Raw genomic sequence first — 17,381 nt, forward strand, 5'->3', positions numbered from 1 at the left:
TTATGAACTTCGGCTCAGTCAAAGGTAAGATGAGTAAAACTTATGACCGGCAGCTAGCAATCGCCTAATTTTAGACCCCATATTACCCCAGCGACGACTTTTGCAAGAGGTCTATTAGATTTGTGTAATTATCCATAATAAAAGAACCCCACCCCCAGCCCCTCCCCGCAAGCGGAGAGGGGAGCCGGAGCCGGAGCCGGAGCCGCAGGTGAGGGCGGGGAGGGGTTCCTCTTAATTGCGGTTTATCCTTACTAGAGGTAGCCCAGTTCTTCCAGCTTTCTCAAAACTTTTTCTGTGCTTTCCTCTATCGTTTCTTGGTCTGTGTGGCATTCGATTTGAGGATGCAGGGGCGATTCATAGGGGTCATCAATCCCAGTGAAGTTTTTGATTTCCCCAGACCGCGCTTTTTTATACAACCCCTTCACATCTCGCTGTTCGCAAACCGCTAACGGTGCATTCACATAAACCTCAACAAAATCTCCAATACGCGATCGCACTTCTTCTCGAATTTCCCGATAAGGCGAAATTGCCGAAATCAGTACGACCACACCGTTCCGAGTCAGGAGGTGAGCCACAAAACCAATGCGCCGGATATTCTCATCCCGGTCTTCTTTACTAAACCCCAAACCTTTGGTCAGATTTTGGCGCACCACGTCTCCGTCGAGGATTTCCACCTTGTATCCGCGTTTCTGCAATGCTTGCGCCACTTCCTGGCTAATGGTGGTTTTTCCCGCACCGCTTAAACCTGTAAACCACACGGTGACACCACGCTGCTCTCGATCCATTGTTCTTCGCTAAAACTGACGGTATTCTCATCCGACTTTAAGCGATCTGCGGAAAATGGGAAAGCAGGAGCATCATCGTTACATCTTTTAAACTAAATGAAGAAAGAGAGGACTTCCAGTCATGGCATTTGATTACGATTTGTTTGTCATTGGGGCGGGTTCGGGGGGATTGGCGGCTTCCAAACGCGCGGCTAGCTACGGAGCGAAAGTAGCGATCGCAGAAGGCGATTTAGTGGGTGGTACCTGCGTCATTCGGGGCTGTATTCCCAAAAAATTGATGGTTTACGCCTCCAAATTTTCCCATTTGTTTGAGGATGCCGCAGGCTATGGCTGGACTGTGGGCGAGAGAAGTTTAAACTGGGAACATCTGATAACGACTGTCGATAAGGAAGTCCACCGTCTCAGCCAGTTGCATATTGGGTTTTTGGAAAAAGCTGGGGTGGAGTTAATCAAGAGCCGCGCCACTTTATTAGATCCGCATACGGTGGAAGTGGATGGGCGCAAAGTCACGGCTGACAAGATTTTAATCGCCGTGGGTGGGGAAGCCATCAAGCCGAATTTACCAGGGATGGAACACACCATCACTTCCCGCGAGATATTTCTCCTCAAGGAACAGCCGAAGCACATCGTCATTATTGGCGCTGGCTATATTGCTGTGGAATTCGCTTGTATTATGCACGGACTGGGATCGAAAGTCAGTTTGTTGCTTCGCGGCGATCGCATTCTCAAAGGCTTTGATGACGATATTCGCACTGCCATTCAGGATGCCATGACCCATCACGGCATCAACATTATCACGAATGTCACCGGGAAAGGCATTGAGAAAACCCCAGAGGGTCTGAAGGTCGCCTTTACCGAAAAAGGCAAAGACGCGGATACAACCCTCACGGCAGACCAAGTTCTAGTCGCCATCGGTCGCGCACCTTTGTTAGGAAAACTTGGGTTGGAGAATGCGGGCGTTAAGGTTGTTAATTGTGAAGACGAAGATTTACCCAGGTTGCATGGGTACAGCGTCAACTGTGCCATCGAAGTCGATGAGTACAGCCGCACCAACCAGCCGAATATTTTCGCTGTAGGCGATTGCACCAACCGGATCAATTTAACGCCCGTCGCCATTGGTGAAGGTCGCGCTTTTGCCGATACTGAATTTGGCAACAATCGTCGGGTATTCAATCACGAAAATGTTGCCTCTGCCGTATTCACCCAGCCAGAAGCCGCTACGGTGGGAATGAGCGAAGCCGATGCCCGCAAAAAGTTGGGCGATGACAACGTGCAAATCTATCGCGCCCGGTTCCGTCCTCTGTTCCACAGTCTCACCGGCGCGGATGAGAAAGTCATGGTCAAGTTAGTGATTGACAAAAGTACTGACCGCGTGCTAGGCGCTCACATGGTGGGTGAGTATTCAGCTGAGGTGATTCAAGGAATCGCGATCGCAGTCAATATGGGAGCCACCAAAAAAGACTTCGACGCCACCGTTGGCATTCATCCTTCCACCGCCGAAGAGTTCGTTACTCTGCGATAACTTACGCCTAGGGGCAATATTATCAATTGCCCCTACAAAAACCTGCATTTGACTTGTTGATATAAGCGATATTTTCTCTCATTTAACCTACCGTCTCAATCACACTGCCAAATCTTGATAGTTCTGTCATTACTAAGGTCATTACTTAAGTAAGTGGATGCACATTGAAAACTGGTATAAATATGCGCCACTTGCCTTTGAACCTTTTCCCCAAATGCCCAGTCTAAAGCATTAGAAATCCAACAGTGGTAAGAGAGAGGCAATCGGTGCCAGCTGTATCAATCAATGCGCTAATGGGCGATCAAGCCAAAGAAAAACCCGATCTCAACACCGATGCTTACCTGGTAAAACGGTGTCAAGAAGGCAACAAGCAGAGCTTTCGGCAACTCTACCAGCGCCATCAGCAGCGCGTCAGATCAACTCTTTACCAACTCTGCGGTACCTCATGCTTAGATGATTTGGTGCAAGAAGTATTCTTACGCGCTTGGAAGGGATTACCAAAATTGCGGGAAACCGCCCATTTTTCGACTTGGCTTTATCGGATTAGCTGGAATGTCGCGTCAGATCGACGGCGACAATTTGCTGTAGAAACCCGAAATTTCGCGTCTTTACAACAAAGCGCTACCAATGCCTTGCCAAGTCAACAAGAATCTCCCACTCTGATGCACTTACATTATGAAGATTTAGTGCAGCGCGGACTGCAACAACTAAGTTTCGAGCATCGCGCCGTACTGGTTCTGCACGACTTAGAAGACGTTCCGCAAAAAGAGATCGCAAATATCTTGTCGATTCCAGTTGGCACAGTAAAATCTCGCCTCTTTCATGCTAGAACCTCCATGAGGCAATTTCTCCAGCAACAAGGAGTCCACCTATGACTCAGTTCCCCGATGATGACAAACCCCTGGTAGAGTTTCTGCGCCAACACCGGGGTCATATTCCTCCATCTGCACCCGATTTAGAGAGCCAGATTATGCAAGCAGTAGCCTCTGCGCCTCCACAGCCGCAATGGCGACAGAGGTGGATTTTACCCTCTGCCCTTGTTGCTAGTCTGTTAGTTACTTGGGCAGGATATCGCGTGCTGGTGCCTAACACTGCATCGACTGCATCCACAAACACCGCCGAACTGGAAGCATTTCTGGCGACGAACTGGGATAGTGTTGTCGCGGGTGAAACGCCCGCTTCGTCGAGCAGCCAAGATGCAGAAGCTGATTGGTTGCTCTCAGAAAATTAGCTTTTTTAGGGAATCGGTAATGGTCAGTTATCTTTAATCAGCTCATTGCGACTACCTCATCAAGAATGGCTAATTGCGTTTTAACGAATTACTAATTACTAATTACTACTAACGACGGAGATTGTTTTCATGTCCCTAAATCGTATTTCTCTGTTAGCGGTTCTCATACTATCTGTAGGGAGTGCGGTTGCTCTTGCCGATCCCAATCCCCAATCTTCTCAAACAATTGCCCAAAATTCGCCGGGTGCCCGTCCTCCAAGAGGCAACAAGGATGGACTCCTTCAGCAACTCAATCTTACCCAACAGCAAATGCAGCAAATGCAGGCGATTCGCCAGAAGTATAGAACCCAGATAGCGCCGCGCCAGCAAGCTCTACGTCAAGCTCGGCAAGAGCTAGCGACACTGATGAACAGTACAGCTTCCGCCAGCCAAATTCGCTCTAAAAATCAGCAAGTTGAAGAGTTGCAGCAGCAGCTACAAAAGTTGCGGTTTGAGAGTATGTTAGAAATGCGAGAAGTGATGACTCCAGAGCAACGCGCCAAATTTGTCCAACTGATGCAACAGCGACGACAACAAAAGGGGCAACGGGCGGGGAAAAATAGAGGACAAGGTTTGCAAGGTTCGCTGGAGCAAAATTTTTAGCGGTTGATACGCCGGAAACTACTGCCCAATTGGATGCTTGATTATCTTTATCTGCATGGATTTGCCTCTAGTCCCCAGTCAGCAAAGGCGATATATCTGCGCGATCGCTTATCTTCTCTGAAAATCCCCGATCTCAACCAAGGCGATTTTTCCCATCTGACAATAACTCGGCAAATAAAGCAAGTCGCCGCTGAATTTCCCCCAAACTCAATGCCTGTTACTGTCATCGGCTCCAGCTTAGGGGGTTTAACAGCGGCTTGGGTGGGAGAAAAATACCCGCAGGTTCAGCGGTTAGTGTTGCTAGCTCCCGCTTTTGAGTTTCTGACTCACTGGTTGCTCCGACTGGGGGAAGAACACCTGCAACAGTGGCAGACAGAGCAATATTTGCCGGTATATCACTATGGCGAGAAGCGATCGCTTCCTCTGCACTACCAGTTCGTCACCGACGCAGCCCAATATCAAGACGAACAGCTACAGCGCCCCATTCCTACTCTGCTTCTGCATGGGCGTCACGATGAAGTGATTCCAATTGCAGCTAGCCGCAACTACGCCGCCTCACGCCCTTGGGTTAAATTTATCGAACTAGAGGACGATCACAGTTTAGGAAACGTCCTGCCTGAAATTTGGGACTTGATAAAAGCTTTCTGCTATTAATACCTGTTTGTTTCGCCGCCCCTTTAGGCGTTCCGCTGCCATATAAAAAACTAAAACCCGCCTAAGGTACCGGCGGGTTCGTGAACGAGCTATAAATGGTCAGGTTACTCAAACGAAAAAGGAAAAATTCTAGAAAAGTTGACGAAACCAAAAACTAACTCTACTAGGGTGGACTTAATTCGCAACAAACCTTTTCTAACTATCTTGCATTCCCTACGCCGATTCAGGCAATGATCTAGATCCGCGACTTAACAGCTCAAATCAAAAAGAAGCGAATGAACTTCAGCGCGATCGCTACATTTATTAGAGAAATACAACCGAGATTCGGTGTTGCGTTGGATAAGAGCGGGAGACACAGGCTCGAATCCGAAAACTTGGTGTCGAAGGTTCTTACTTCGTTGTGCCTATATTTAAATTAGCACTTGATTCTCCAACCCAACTCGTTCGTTAAATTAAATTCATATCCCTTTATGTGTCGAAATCTTTAAAAATGCTAGTTCAAAAATGAAAGATTTGCGATACACCGATGACAAAGCCCCCTCCAATATTAGGAGGGGGCTAGATTGCAAAGTTTTAGTCGTTATTGACCCGTACTGCTTGACCCACCAGTTGTAGAACTGCTTCCCGGTGTGGTGCCGGTGGTTCCGTTGGTGGTCGAACTGCTTTCCGGTGTGGTGCCGGTGGTTCCATTGGTGGTCGAACTGCTTCCCGGTGTAGTGCCGGTGGTTCCGTTGGTGGTAGCACCGCTATTCGGTGTGGTGCCGGTGGTTCCATTGGTGGTCGAACTACTCCCCGATGTGGTGCCGGTGGTTCCATTGGTGGTAGCACCGCTATTCGGTGTGGTGCCAGTTGGATTTTGGGTGCCTGGGGTGGTGCCAGAAGTATTCGTTCGAGTTGAGTTCTGACGCACTGAAGGCGCGGTTAGAGTTGTACTAGGACTTGATTGAGTAGTCCCAGAAGTATTCGTGCGAGTTGAGTTCGACGGTTGAGAAGGCGTTACGTTAATATTTGTCTGATTTCGAGTCGGTTGTTGCCCGGAACTCGGAGGAACTGTAATGTTTACATTTGGCGCTCTTTGAGCAGGCGGTGCGTTTTGTGTCTGAGGAACCTGAATCACTGTAGGAGCCTTCTCAACTGTGGTTCTTTCGATAATTCTCTCTTGTGTAGGCTGTTGAGAAGCGCCCGATGAAGACGTATCTGGTGCAGTTGAGTTCGGTGCAACAGAAGCTGAAGGTGAAGGGGAAGGTACGGGAACCACCACAGGCGCAGGCGCAGTGTACTCTTCTACCTGCTGATTTCGTTGGTTGAGGAAGTAGAGGGCACCGAGGGTCAACCCTAGCAGAGAGGTGAGGGCAATCCCTATCAACAAGCCTCTGGCGGCATTATTATTATCGCGGATTTCTTGTCCTTCCTCGTTGACGCGGCGCTCGGAAACGCGACCGTGGACATAACCATCTCGATAGGAGGTCACTTTGCCTGGGTCTACAGTGCCATTCCCGTGAACCGTGTTAGTTGGGCCAACCGGATTATGGGGAGAAACCGGCTGATTTGGGTTCTGGGGAACTTCACGGTTATCGTTATTGCGATTTTGTAGGTTAGACATGAGTATTACTACAACTCCTGAATGGTTTAAAGGCAGAAAAGGATGTTTAAAACTGTTTATGGTCAGTAGATTTGAGCAACGCTGTCTCAACCAAGCCTAGCTAGCAAGGTTAGGAGCCTACCTCGCGCAGAGTTAGAAACATTGTTTTCAATGTCCCCTGTCCTGCTTGTTATTGAGGTGCTGGAACGAGTTCCTGAATTTCCTGAATATTTATCTACAGTTCTTTCAAAGATGGTTGTCTTTTTCTCGATGCTTTGAGAGGGACTGTCATTGGGAACAGGCACAGAGGGTAGAGAAGATTCATTTCGCTGAGCAACGAAGAACAGAGTTCCAACGAGGAAACTTACAATCGATGTGAAAGCAAGATTCATCAGCAAATTAGTCAAGGCATTGGTATTCTCATCAACGAGATAGCTCTGTTCCTGAAAACGACGTTCAGAATTGCGACCTTTAAGGTACTCATTCTGGTAGGAAACCCGTTCAGAATTGCCTCTACCCTGATAGACCGATTTAGGCCTTTGATTGTTATCGGTTCTAGGGTGGTTGTACATGAATGTCGATCGAACTCTTTGTGTCAATCAGGAAACCGAGAAGACCCTGATTTTTTTAGATTGATTGGCAACTACAAGCTAAGGAAGTTAATACTCAGCTGTCTTGTCCTTATAAGCAATACGATATCCGTTAGTCTTGCCTGAATCTCTCTATCTGAGAATGGATTGTCTCCTCCATCCAAGGATTGAGATCGAAAAATCGAAAGGAAGAAGTCCGTGAAAACAGCACGCAGTTGTTCAAAAAAGCGTAAAAAAAACCGTTTTCATCAAGAAAACGGATTTGTGTCATTTTATTTTTTTATAATTGCTATTTAATTAACGCAGCAAAACGTTCCAAGTCGCTGGACCCACTACACCGTCGGCGTCTAGCTTAAATCTTTGTTGAGCAGCTTTGACCGCAGTTTGAGTCGTTGCATCAAAGACACCATTCACCGTTCCTTTGAAAAAGCCAAGGGTTCGCAGGCGCTGTTGCAAACTGGTAACGGCTGGGCCTTGCGTTCCCAGCCTCAGAACTGGAAAATCGAGCTGTCTGGGCTGCTGCGGGTTCGTCCGTGTCTGAGAGCTAGGAGCAGCAGTTGTGGAACGGTTAGCGGTGGTTCTGGCAGCGGTTGCCGGACGGTTGGGGGTTCTGGCAGTGGTTGCCGGACTGTTGGAGGCTGGAACATTCACACTGGGACGGGAAGTTGCCGCTGGTCTGGGATTGGCAGCGGTGTTTGTCGTAGTTGGGACGGGAAAAGATGCTGCCCCGGTGGTAGAAATTGTTGACGCTGAAGGAGACGGGATAACCAGTGGCGTCGCGGCTACTGTAGATTCCGATGGTGGGGCGACTGGAAATAAACGCTTCCAGGTTTCTGCACCCACGATTCCATCCGGTGCTAAACCAGCGGCTTGCTGAAAACGGGAAACTGCGATCGCGGTATTTTCCCCGTACACGCCATTTACGTCGCCATTATAGTAACCCAATAGTTTAAGAGCTGCTTGGAGTTCCGCTACTTCAGTCCCTTGGCTACCAGGTCGTAACGTTTGCCGAGTAACGGTTGCGGATGGAAATGTTTGGGCGATTTCTTTGGCATCACTGGGGATCGCCATAAAAGGTAAAAGTAAAAAGGCAAAAGGCAAAAGAATGTTTTTTTTCATTTTTACTTTTTCCTCTTGAGTTTACAAAAAGGCAAAAGGATGTTTTTTTCATCGCTTTTTCCTCTTGACTTTACAACGCGATTGGAAAAAGCGAAAAGGTTCAAGAAAAAATCTTTCATTTTTACTTTGTCTTTTTACTTTTTTCCTTTTTTAACTTTTAATGTCTAATTTTTCGGCTGGACCAACGAGAGAGACATAAGGTTCGGTAAAATACCGGGAAGCCACTTTTTGGATCAACTCTGGGGTGATACTGGTAACTTTTTCCTGAAACTCGGTATCAAACTCAATTCCCAGACCCAAAATTTCGTACCAGCCGAAAACTTGAGCCAGCTGAGCATTGGTTTGTTTGCCGAGAGCGTATTGACCAAGCAGCTTGTTTTTGGCAGCTTGCAGCTCCCGATCGCTCAGTTGAGTCGTGCAAAGGCGTTCCACTTCAGTTCGCAAGCCTTCATAGGCGATCGCGGTGTTTTCCGGTGCCGTGCCCATATATACCACAAACTGAGATGTTTCTAACCGAGTCGGGTAAAAAGCTGAGACATCGTAAGCCAATCCCCGCTTCTCGCGCAGTTCCACAAATAAGCGGCTAGAAAGACCGTTGCCCAAGTAAGTATTGAGCAGTTTCAGGCAGGCATAGTCGGTTTCTTGCACGGATGGCGCGACGTAGCCCAGCATCACGATGGATTGCTGCGTATCTTGTGGGGTAGCGCAAGAGATGGGTTCAGGGGTGATTTGAGGCAGACTGAGGGTAGGTAGAGGGGTGGTTCCACTCTGCCAATCTCCAAACACTTGATTAACCAAATCAGTGGCGTCTTGGGGAGTCAGGCGACCGGCAATACTGATAACTAGGTTATCGGGGCGGAAATAAGTCTGATGGTAGTGCTGGAGGTCGGCGCGGCTTAAACCAGAGACAGTGGCTTCGGTTCCCAGGCTGGAGAATCCGTAGGGATGATTCTGGTACATGGCTTGCCGCAGCTGGTCGAAGGCGATGGTGAACGGCTGTTCCTGCTGGGAGCGAATATCCTGCAAAGCGAGACGCCGTTCCAGTTCCACCTCGGCTTCTGGAAAGCTAGGCGATCGCAATAATTCCCCTGCCAGTTGCAACATCTCCGGAAAATCTGCGGATACTGTTTTGAGACTCAGCAAAAAATAATCCGCAGCCGCATCAGCACCGAGACTCGCTCCCACTGACTCTACTTGCTCGGCAATTTCTAGGGAGGAAAGCCGATCGGTTCCTTTGGTGAGTACCGTGGATAGCAAATGAGACAGTCCCGCTTTTTCTCGTGGCTCCCACCGACCTCCAACCCGTGCAAAAATTCGACCAGCAATAATATCAGCCGCTGGATTTTCCACCGTAATTAATACAATGCCGTTGTCTAGAACACTGCGGTGGATAGTTGGGTTGGCGAGCGATCGCGTCACACTTTGAGTCATTCGTTGTAGAGTCCTTAGTCATTGATCATCGGTGATTAGCCATCGATCATTAGTCGTAGGAACAACTTACTACTTACTAATGATGAGTGACTAATCACCCCTTTCCTCAAGCTAACAAGGTTTGAGGATTGTGACCGCATAGCGGTACGGGGAGAGATACTGCTGCGCCAGCTTCTGAAGTTCTGTGTTCTGAAAAGACTGAATTTTCTCTGGATAGGTCGTGGCGACTTCAGCCGCTGCAATGGTGTTGTAATACCCATACAAACCCGCTAGTTGGCTGGGTGCTTCTGTGGAAAAAGCATAGTCATTCGACAGCAAGCGTTTACAGCGAGAAAGTTCTCCCTCGGAAACAGGAGCGTTCTGCAACTCGGAGATCGCATCGCCAATGATTGCCTCTACTCGATCTAGATTCTCTGGGGCGAGGCAGGCACTAATCGTAAACAAACTAGAATCTCGCTGTAGGGAGAAACTACTACTAATGTTCTGCACCAATTGCTGCTGTTCTCGCAAGTTTCTGATCAGCCGGGAAGTTCGCCCTTCTCCCAACAGTACAGAAAGCAAGTCTAACCCGTAGGCATTTCGCAACTGTTCCACACCAGGACCCGTCCATGCCATCATCAGACGAGCTTGTCCCAGCCTAGGTAAGTGGATTTCCTGACGCCGTATTTCTATCATCGGAGGTTCGGCTTCGGCTTCAGCCAGAGGACACTCCAACGGCGGGGCGAAGTGCTGGAACGAGCGATTCACCAGTTCTAGTGCGGGTTCTTTCTCAACTCCCCCCACAATGACTACCGTCATATTTTCCGGCTGGTAGTGGGAGCGATGGAAGCGACGCATCTCGTCGGGCGATCGCTCCATCAGATGCGCTTCTGTTCCTAAGATGGGACGCCCGTAAGGATGGCGTTGGTAAATACTTTCTGTCAGGGCTTGGAATCCAATAAAATCAGGATCGTCATAACTCTGGCGGATTTCCTCCAAAACTACATCGCGTTCCCGAATAAATTCTTCTTCTGGGATCGCCGCGTTTAAGAGAATATCTGCCAGAGCAGGCAAGGTATTTTCTAAATACTGAGCGGCTGTAACAATAAAGAAATGGGCGTAGTCGTGGCTGGTCGCCGCGTTCGTCATGCCGCCGGTATTTTCAATCACTTGGTCAAATACACCGGGCGGTAGTCGGTCGGTGCCTTTGAAAATCATGTGTTCCAGAAAGTGAGCCATTCCCGACCACTCTTCTGTCTCAGCGATCGCTCCCGCCCGCACCCAAACATCTACCACAACCACTGGTGTCGCTGGGATGTGTTGATAAATCACTGTTAAGCCGTTGTCCAGCTTGAATACCTCAGCTGGAAATTTTGAAGTAGTATTTAAGAGTTGCAACAAACTTTTTATTTTCTAACTGTAGTTAGATACGAATTCAATTATCCTAGCGCCTAACGCTAAATAATTATCATTTGTCGATCCAAAGTTGGCACCTTTGCATCCATTATTTAAGAAATACAATCAAAATTCAAAACTTTCAGCCAAGTAAGATACAAAAATCCCCCTATCTCTTGGACAAGGGGATTTTAATTCTATGAGGTTCACCGCAACGCCGTTTTACCTCAGTTTATGACCTGGATAAACCAGGTGGGCACCTAATGTCTGACTTAAAGTTTCCGGGTACTTGCCCGGTCTACTGCTGTCAAAGCTTTTTGGTTCCCGTTAGAACAAGGCAAGATCAAAAAACGTTATTGGCAGTCACCAACGCCGCAGCCTAACCTAAAAATTATTATAGCAAAGGAGCTAGGCTGTCGGGGAGTGGAAGAATCTCATTTAGTTCCCCCCTCCTGTGTTCAGTCCTAACCCATACCTCCCAACCTCTAACTCCTAACTCCTAACTCCTCAGCCCTCAGTCCTCAGTCCTCAGTCCTAACTCCTAACTCCTCAGCCCTCAGCCCTCAGTCCTCAGTCCTCAGTCCTAACTCTTCAGCCTTCAGTCCTCAGTCCTCAGTCCTCAGTCTTCAGTCCTCAGTCCTAACTCCTAACTCCTAACTCCTCAGTCCTCAGTCCTCAGTCCTCAGTCCTCAGTCTTCAGTCCTCAGTCCTCAGTCCTCAGTCCTCAGTCCTAACTCTTCAGTCCTCTTCCCTCATTCCTCTGAATACCAGATAGATTCAATGGTTTGAGCGATTGCTTCTGCCTCAGAACGGTCGGCTGTTTCTAGCAAAACGGTGACGTGACCGAGTTTTCGACCGGGACGAGATTCGGTTTTGCCGTACCAGTGGACGTGAGTGTGAGATAACTCAGCTAGCTGTTGCCGTTTGGCAAGATAATCGCTCTGAGAATGCTCGTAACCGAGTAAATTTACCATGACAGCACCCGCACTTTTGAGAGCGGGACTGCCTAAAGGGAGACCGCTGACGGCTCTAAGTTGCTGCTCAAATTGAGAAGTTTCGCAGGCATCCAGGGTGAAGTGTCCGGAGTTGTGAGTGCGGGGGGCAATTTCATTGACCAACACTTTTCCGGCTGGAGTTAAAAATAGCTCAATGCCAAAGACGCCAACCGCTTGCAGGCTATCTAGAAGCGTATGTGCGATCGCTTTCACCTCTTGTTCCACCGTTAGCGTAATTGCCGCGGGCACTAAGACACGCCGACACACTTGATCGACCTGCTGAGTTTCTACGACTGGGTAAGTCACCACCTCGCCTGCGGCAGAACGAGCGGCAATAATCGCTAATTCTCGCTCAAAAGGCACAAATTCTTCTAACAACACTGGCGCATATTTCAGTCGCTGCCAAGTTGACTCTAGGGCGTGGCTATCTTTAATAATGAAGGTGCCTTGACCATCGTAGCCGCCGCGTCGGGCTTTTAGAACGACGGGAAAATCCAGGTCTTGGAGGTTCAAGGGGTGAGTGAAGGATTTTGAAAGATTGACTTCCTGATTCTCGGCGTCTCCCTCCAGCGTTGTAAAACTGGGAGTTGGCAAGCCGATATCTTCTAAATAGCAGCGCTGATCGTATTTATCTAACAGCGGCGCTAATACTTCCAGCTTAGGGCGAAAGCAGACGCCTTTCTGGACAAGAGAATCTAAAGCGTTCAGGTTAATAAATTCGTTTTCAAAAGTAATGACATCGCAGCGAGACGCTAACTCGGCTGTAGCGGCAGCATCATCAATGGGAGCAAAAATGGTGGAAGATGCGATCGCGACCGCTGGATCGCCCGGATTGGGCGTCTGCACCACCAATTCAATCCCCAACGCCTCCGCTGCACCTGCCATCATCCAGGCTAGCTGTCCGCCCCCAATTACTCCTACACGCTTCATCGACACCCCAAAGACTCACGAGTTGCGATACCAGTTTTAGAATTTACACCAGATGCTTTAATACAGAGTTCTTTTATTTGCGCCCCATCTAAAATTGCATCGGTGAAGTCCGCACCAGCGATATTTACACCGTCAAATATAGTACGCAATAGGATACTTTCCACCAAAACGGCATCGCTTAAATCCGCGCCGTTGAGTTTTACCTGATCGACCATTGCATTAGTTAAATCTGCGCCGTGTAAATTGGCATTTGTCATCACCGATGCACTAAAAATCGCCCCTTTTAAGTCCGCACCCTCAAAGTTAGCGAGTTCCATGTTGGCGTTGGAAAACTCAGCCACCTGCAAAGTTTGACCGGAGAAATCCTTGGCTTTCAGTTCGGCATTGCTATAGGACAAGGGAGGCGGGTAGTATCCTGCTTGGGCTGGAAATGCCCAGATAACGAGAACGATTGTTAGTAGGAACGCAGCTAGTTGCCGAAAGATCATAGAAAAGCGTTTCAAAACACGCTATAGAGTTGGCTATCTTTCAGGTTAGTGTATTCTGGAATCCTTCTAGATGCGAACTAGACCCTTAAAATTGTGAGTGAGCGAGGTTTAAGGAAAGCTTATGCCATACTTTTTGGTGACTTGGCTACTTACAGCGATCGCGCTAATGATTACGGCATACATTGTCCCCGGCTTTACAGTCACAAATTTTCTGGCTGCGCTGGTTGCTGCGATTGTTTTGGGCTTAGTGAATGCAATTGTCAAACCCCTTTTGGTAATTTTGACATTGCCGCTGACGCTCGTGACCCTAGGGTTGTTTCTGTTTGTGATTAACGCCATCACAATTTTGATTGCTGGGGCGATTACTCCCGGTTTTAGTATCGCTGGTTTCGGGCAGGCTTTGATAGGTTCAATTGTTCTGAGTCTAGTGGCTAGTGGGCTAAACTTTTTGTTCAACAGAGAAGCCGAATAAATTAACGGATTCCGGCGTCAAAACCGGCATCAAAACCTAAGTAGCCGCGGGGGGTAATCATCCAATCGGCGTGAGTGCGAGTGCTGCTATTGCCAATCAGTACCGTTGTCAGCATATCGATGGGAGTATCGAGTAATTTTTCAAGAGTAATCAGAGTAATTTGTTCGTCTTCTCGATAAGCTGATTTCACGATCGCTACCGGCGTGTGGCGATCGCGATATTGCAGAAAGATAGTTTGGGCGATCGCGATTTGTTGGGTTCGAGTTTGCGATCGCGGATTATAAAGTGCGGTAACAAAATCTGCTTGCGCGGCGGCTGTCAGGCGCTTTTCAATCACCTCCCAGGGGGTCAGCAAGTCGCTCAAACTAATCGCGCAGAAGTCGTGCATCAAAGGCGCACCCACTCGCGAGGCAGCGGCTTGTAGGGCGGTAATTCCCGGAAACACCTGTACCCCTGGCGTTTTGCCATCCCAGCCTTTAACTTGGAGTTCTTCCATGACTAACCCAGCCATGCCGTAGATGCCGCAATCTCCAGAAGAAACAACCGCTACAGTTAATCCCCAATTCGCTAATTCTATTGCTCGTTCTGCCCGTTGACGTTCTTGGGTAATCGGTAACGCTTCTACAATCTGTCCGGGACGCAGCAAAGGAGAAATGAGGTCGATATAGAGAGAGTAGCCAATAATGGCGTCAGCGCAGGATACGGCGGTTTGAGCCGCTGGGGTCATTTGGTCTAATTTTCCAGGTCCCGTACCTACTAGCAATAAACAGCCCGTGCGACCTGTATATTCTCGTTCGGATTGAGCGATCGCGACCGTCACCGCCCCTGGTTGGCCTTCTAATTTAAAAACTTGTTTTGCCACTTTCAGCGGTGCAATGTCTTCCGCCCCTACAGAAGCCGCATGAATCGCTGCGGCTTCTGCAACACTGGGTGTTCCGACTTCTGCTTCCACAACCGCTGAGGGCGTGGGGACGCTAACAGAACGCAGGATATCCGCCGGGAAAGTTCGCAAAGGCAAATGGCGATCGCGGCATAATTCCACTAACCCAACTTCATCGGCTTTAATGTCGATGGTGGCAATTCCGGCGATCGCTTCTTGGGCTAAGTGATTTTTCTCAAACACCTGCCCAATCGCTGTTTCTATCAATGCTTTCGAGGTTCCTCGTTCGCAGCCGATTCCCACCCACAAGACTCTAGGATGCCACTGGACTGTTGGCAGCCTTGATTCTGAGGAAAATCGTTGCTGGGTGGGGCTAATCCAAATCCTCGCCTGGGATGATTTTGAACGATCGGGTTCCTGGTTAGATTGAACCATCTCTGATTGGCTAGCGAGATATTCTGGAACCCTAAAATCAAATGGATGTTTCTCAGGAAGATGACTTTGCCATAAAGTAGAACCCGCTTCCTGAATGACTTGTACTCGTTCCCCTCTCGCCACTGCTGCACTAACGCCCGTCCAGTCTCCCTCGCCTCGATTCCAGCCAAAAGGAACGCCCAGCATATCCACTGCGGGTAGTCCTAAACCAGCGGAGGCACCCGTCAAGACTGGTGTTGCCCCAATCGTAAGGGCGATCGCTTGTGCCAACCGATCCGCCCCTCCCTGATGACCGCTACATAGACTAATAACAAACTGGCTATTTTCATCCACCACGACCACTGCTGGATCGCTGGATTTATCTTGCAATAAGGGTGCAATCAAGCGCACCACGGCTCCAGATGCCAAGCAGAAAACAAAGCCCCGATGCGTATTCCACAAGGTTGCTAGGTGGTCTTTGAGGGAACCGCGATAAACTTTGGCTGACGCGACAACCTTTGTCTCTATAACGTCGGTGAGAGACTCTGGAACCCAAAGAGTAGCACCCGTGGATTGACAAAGCGGCTGTAGTTTTTGGGCACCCGTAGGAGTGGTCGCGATCGCGGCTAATGGTTGAAAATCACCTAACAGTAATACCATCGATTGTCTTGAGTTGTTTTGTGACGATTATTTTGCGCGATCGCAAAGCGTATGTCCAAAGGGCTATGGCACTACTCGCTCTCCGGATTTTACTCTTCTTCGAGGGTTTCTGAGTCGTACTCTTCGTCTAGCTCCTCGACATCTTCATCGTATTCCTCTACAGCTTCTTCGTCTTCGCCGTATTCCTCGTCTTCGTATTCTTCGTCTTCGTCTTGGGCGACGGCTTCTATATCCTCTTCATCTTCGACGTATTCTTCGTCTTCCTCTACAGCTTCTTCATCTTCGTCGTATTCCTCGCCTTCAGATTCTTCGTCTTCGTCTTCGGCGACGGCTTCTATATCCTCTTCGTCTTCGACGTATTCTTCATCCTCGACGTATTCTTCGTCTTCGGCGACAGCTTCTATGTCTTCTTCGTCTTCGACGTATTCTTCATCTTCCTCTTCGACATATTCTTCGTCTTCGGCGACGGCTTCTTCGTACTCTTCCTCGTCACTGCCGATGTCGTCGTCTGAAATATCGAGAGCATCGCCAATCAGCGGGATAATGTCATCCAAAAAGGAGGCGTCATCATCACTCCAAACGCCTCGGCTATAGTCGAGGTCGGTGACGCTGCGAATCGTCCAGCAGTCATCGCAATATTCGGGATTGGTCATGTAGTCGTAGGGAATGTAACAGTATCCCTTGTCTCCCCAGTGTGCGCCCCAAGAATTGCGAACCACAAATACCTGATCTTTGTCCGAGTAGCCGACGCACAACATCGCGTGACCGCCTTGAGACTCCTCTCGTTCTGGGTTGGGCATGGGAATCCCCTTATTTCCCTCCCTCATGAACGAATCGAAAAGCTGTAACCCAAAGGCAAACGGATAACCCTCGGCTAGACAATGCTTCATGGCGTACAAATCCACGTCAATTCGCTCAGCATCGTCGATCAAGAATTGGGTGGCTTCCTCATAAGCTTGGTCGTGGGGACGGTGAAACAACCGCTCTGGGTGATAGGGCCAGGTTAACTCAGAACAAGCGCCCATCTTTCGCAATACCTGGATGCAATTGCGAAGTGTTGCTCCGGCGTCTTCATCGATTTCTCCGGCGAGCGATCGCGCATTTTAATAAATAAACAACCGGCTTACATCCCCGGCGGTACCGAGTTGGCGCATTGCCAGGTACTCGTAAGCTCCCGCCATCGCATTCCCCGTGCAACTTCCCACGTCCCCCTGATCTTCTACCGGAGTCAGGTAGTGACGCAAATCGACTCTTGGCGGCAGCTTTTCGGCTTGAAATCGATGAGCCTCGTACTTCTTATCATTCGCATCCTTTGTGTCGGGTCGATAGCCGCCTAATTTCAACTTTTTGCCGGTCGAATGCTGGACGTAAGCAAGTTTGGGCGAATAGCGAAGATTCGACATAAAACAACCTCTTGGGTCAGCTATCGTTTTATCTGCTCATCTATCTAGGGATAGATTTATGCGCTCATTCTAACTGTCCGCCTGATGAGCGTCCAGGGATGCTCATCGCCGGTGGATGCGATCGCTCGAAAGCCGAAATACACGCTACATTTTGCCCAAATACCAGAAACCCGGCTTCTTCAAGAAGCCGGGTTTTCCTAAGATAAGGA

Annotated in this window: 16 protein-coding genes and 1 other RNA gene; 6 read left to right on the forward strand and 11 right to left on the reverse strand. The window is 48.9% G+C overall.

What is annotated here, in order from left to right:
* Nucleotides 1–251: 251 nt before the first annotated feature.
* Entirely contained in the window at nucleotides 252–785 is a 534-nt protein-coding gene (cysC, locus tag NC996_RS24740; RefSeq protein WP_190682059.1) for an adenylyl-sulfate kinase, read from the reverse strand.
* 121 nt (nucleotides 786–906) lie between these two features.
* On the opposite strand from cysC, the gene gor reads away from it, so the two are divergent.
* The 5 genes from gor (at nucleotide 907) to NC996_RS24765 (ending at nucleotide 4,834) form a co-directional block, all read left to right on the forward strand.
* Nucleotides 907–2,307 (forward strand): glutathione-disulfide reductase, encoded by a 1,401-nt coding sequence (gene gor / locus NC996_RS24745; RefSeq protein WP_190682061.1) that lies wholly within the window; start codon nucleotides 907–909, stop codon nucleotides 2,305–2,307.
* 293 nt (nucleotides 2,308–2,600) lie between these two features.
* On the forward strand, nucleotides 2,601–3,182 hold the full coding sequence (locus tag NC996_RS24750) for a sigma-70 family RNA polymerase sigma factor (RefSeq protein ID WP_190682124.1): 582 nt from the start codon (nucleotides 2,601–2,603) through the stop codon (nucleotides 3,180–3,182).
* The gene (locus NC996_RS24755) at nucleotides 3,179–3,538 is read left to right on the forward strand and encodes a hypothetical protein (protein WP_190435197.1); all 360 of its coding nucleotides are present in this window, start codon (nucleotides 3,179–3,181) and stop codon (nucleotides 3,536–3,538) included. The genes NC996_RS24750 and NC996_RS24755 overlap by 4 nt, the downstream gene beginning before the upstream one ends.
* Nucleotides 3,539–3,667: 129 nt before the next feature.
* Nucleotides 3,668–4,180 (forward strand): Spy/CpxP family protein refolding chaperone, encoded by a 513-nt coding sequence (locus NC996_RS24760; RefSeq protein WP_190682063.1) that lies wholly within the window; start codon nucleotides 3,668–3,670, stop codon nucleotides 4,178–4,180.
* A gap of 33 nt (nucleotides 4,181–4,213) precedes the next feature.
* Nucleotides 4,214–4,834, forward strand: a complete 621-nt coding sequence (locus tag NC996_RS24765) for a YqiA/YcfP family alpha/beta fold hydrolase (RefSeq protein WP_190682065.1) — start codon at nucleotides 4,214–4,216, stop codon at nucleotides 4,832–4,834.
* Between the two features lie 580 nt (nucleotides 4,835–5,414).
* Here the strand turns inward: NC996_RS24765 and NC996_RS24770 are convergent.
* The 7 genes from NC996_RS24770 to NC996_RS24800 form a co-directional block, all read right to left on the reverse strand.
* Nucleotides 5,415–6,437: a hypothetical protein gene (locus tag NC996_RS24770; protein ID WP_190682068.1), complete on the reverse strand. Its 1,023-nt coding sequence runs from the start codon at nucleotides 6,435–6,437 to the stop codon at nucleotides 5,415–5,417.
* 866 nt (nucleotides 6,438–7,303) lie between these two features.
* Nucleotides 7,304–8,125, reverse strand: coding sequence for a peptidoglycan-binding domain-containing protein (locus NC996_RS24775; protein WP_190682071.1), 822 nt, complete (start codon nucleotides 8,123–8,125; stop codon nucleotides 7,304–7,306).
* Between the two features lie 150 nt (nucleotides 8,126–8,275).
* Nucleotides 8,276–9,556, reverse strand: a complete 1,281-nt coding sequence (locus NC996_RS24780; protein ID WP_190682074.1) for a pitrilysin family protein — start codon at nucleotides 9,554–9,556, stop codon at nucleotides 8,276–8,278.
* A 111-nt stretch (nucleotides 9,557–9,667) separates the two neighbouring features.
* The gene (locus tag NC996_RS24785) at nucleotides 9,668–10,936 is read right to left on the reverse strand and encodes a pitrilysin family protein (RefSeq protein WP_190682076.1); all 1,269 of its coding nucleotides are present in this window, start codon (nucleotides 10,934–10,936) and stop codon (nucleotides 9,668–9,670) included.
* 196 nt (nucleotides 10,937–11,132) lie between these two features.
* Nucleotides 11,133–11,314: non-coding RNA, 6S RNA (ssrS, locus tag NC996_RS24790), on the reverse strand.
* Nucleotides 11,315–11,682: 368 nt separating this feature from the next.
* Nucleotides 11,683–12,855 carry a 5-(carboxyamino)imidazole ribonucleotide synthase gene (locus tag NC996_RS24795; protein ID WP_190682079.1) on the reverse strand — a complete coding sequence of 391 codons (1,173 nt, stop codon included), beginning with the start codon at nucleotides 12,853–12,855 and terminating at the stop codon, nucleotides 11,683–11,685.
* On the reverse strand, nucleotides 12,852–13,343 hold the full coding sequence (locus NC996_RS24800) for a pentapeptide repeat-containing protein (protein WP_190682082.1): 492 nt from the start codon (nucleotides 13,341–13,343) through the stop codon (nucleotides 12,852–12,854). Before NC996_RS24800 ends, NC996_RS24795 begins: the two co-directional genes overlap by 4 nt.
* Nucleotides 13,344–13,464: 121 nt before the next feature.
* Here NC996_RS24800 and NC996_RS24805 point away from each other — a divergent pair, with 121 nt between their 5' ends.
* Nucleotides 13,465–13,815, forward strand: a complete 351-nt coding sequence (locus NC996_RS24805; protein WP_190412944.1) for a phage holin family protein — start codon at nucleotides 13,465–13,467, stop codon at nucleotides 13,813–13,815.
* A gap of 1 nt (nucleotide 13,816) precedes the next feature.
* Here NC996_RS24805 and cobJ read toward each other — a convergent pair whose 3' ends face one another.
* From cobJ to NC996_RS24820, 3 genes are all read right to left on the reverse strand, one after another.
* Nucleotides 13,817–15,769 carry a precorrin-3B C(17)-methyltransferase gene (gene cobJ, locus NC996_RS24810; RefSeq protein WP_190682084.1) on the reverse strand — a complete coding sequence of 651 codons (1,953 nt, stop codon included), beginning with the start codon at nucleotides 15,767–15,769 and terminating at the stop codon, nucleotides 13,817–13,819.
* 89 nt (nucleotides 15,770–15,858) lie between these two features.
* Nucleotides 15,859–16,848: a C1 family peptidase gene (locus NC996_RS24815; protein WP_339380362.1), complete on the reverse strand. Its 990-nt coding sequence runs from the start codon at nucleotides 16,846–16,848 to the stop codon at nucleotides 15,859–15,861.
* Between the two features lie 24 nt (nucleotides 16,849–16,872).
* On the reverse strand, nucleotides 16,873–17,172 hold the full coding sequence (locus NC996_RS24820) for a hypothetical protein (protein ID WP_190682089.1): 300 nt from the start codon (nucleotides 17,170–17,172) through the stop codon (nucleotides 16,873–16,875).
* Nucleotides 17,173–17,381: the final 209 nt, after the last annotated feature.

This window comes from Trichocoleus sp. ST-U2, from assembly GCF_039961875.1.
Classification (GTDB): domain Bacteria; phylum Cyanobacteriota; class Cyanobacteriia; order Cyanobacteriales; family FACHB-T130; genus FACHB-T130.

Coding starts and splice junctions, on each gene's coding strand:
- NC996_RS24820 (WP_190682089.1), bottom strand. CDS start 17,172: ATGTCGAATCTTCGCTATTCGCCCAAACTTGCTTACGTCCAGCATTCG.
- gor (WP_190682061.1), top strand. CDS start 907: ATGGCATTTGATTACGATTTGTTTGTCATTGGGGCGGGTTCGGGGGGA.
- NC996_RS24780 (WP_190682074.1), bottom strand. CDS start 9,556: ATGACTCAAAGTGTGACGCGATCGCTCGCCAACCCAACTATCCACCGC.
- NC996_RS24750 (WP_190682124.1), top strand. CDS start 2,601: ATGGGCGATCAAGCCAAAGAAAAACCCGATCTCAACACCGATGCTTAC.
- NC996_RS24765 (WP_190682065.1), top strand. CDS start 4,214: ATGCTTGATTATCTTTATCTGCATGGATTTGCCTCTAGTCCCCAGTCA.
- NC996_RS24775 (WP_190682071.1), bottom strand. CDS start 8,125: ATGAAAAAAAACATTCTTTTGCCTTTTGCCTTTTTACTTTTACCTTTT.
- NC996_RS24770 (WP_190682068.1), bottom strand. CDS start 6,437: ATGTCTAACCTACAAAATCGCAATAACGATAACCGTGAAGTTCCCCAG.
- cobJ (WP_190682084.1), bottom strand. CDS start 15,769: ATGGTATTACTGTTAGGTGATTTTCAACCATTAGCCGCGATCGCGACC.
- NC996_RS24755 (WP_190435197.1), top strand. CDS start 3,179: ATGACTCAGTTCCCCGATGATGACAAACCCCTGGTAGAGTTTCTGCGC.
- cysC (WP_190682059.1), bottom strand. CDS start 785: ATGGATCGAGAGCAGCGTGGTGTCACCGTGTGGTTTACAGGTTTAAGC.
- NC996_RS24760 (WP_190682063.1), top strand. CDS start 3,668: ATGTCCCTAAATCGTATTTCTCTGTTAGCGGTTCTCATACTATCTGTA.
- NC996_RS24805 (WP_190412944.1), top strand. CDS start 13,465: ATGCCATACTTTTTGGTGACTTGGCTACTTACAGCGATCGCGCTAATG.
- NC996_RS24795 (WP_190682079.1), bottom strand. CDS start 12,855: ATGAAGCGTGTAGGAGTAATTGGGGGCGGACAGCTAGCCTGGATGATG.
- NC996_RS24800 (WP_190682082.1), bottom strand. CDS start 13,343: ATGATCTTTCGGCAACTAGCTGCGTTCCTACTAACAATCGTTCTCGTT.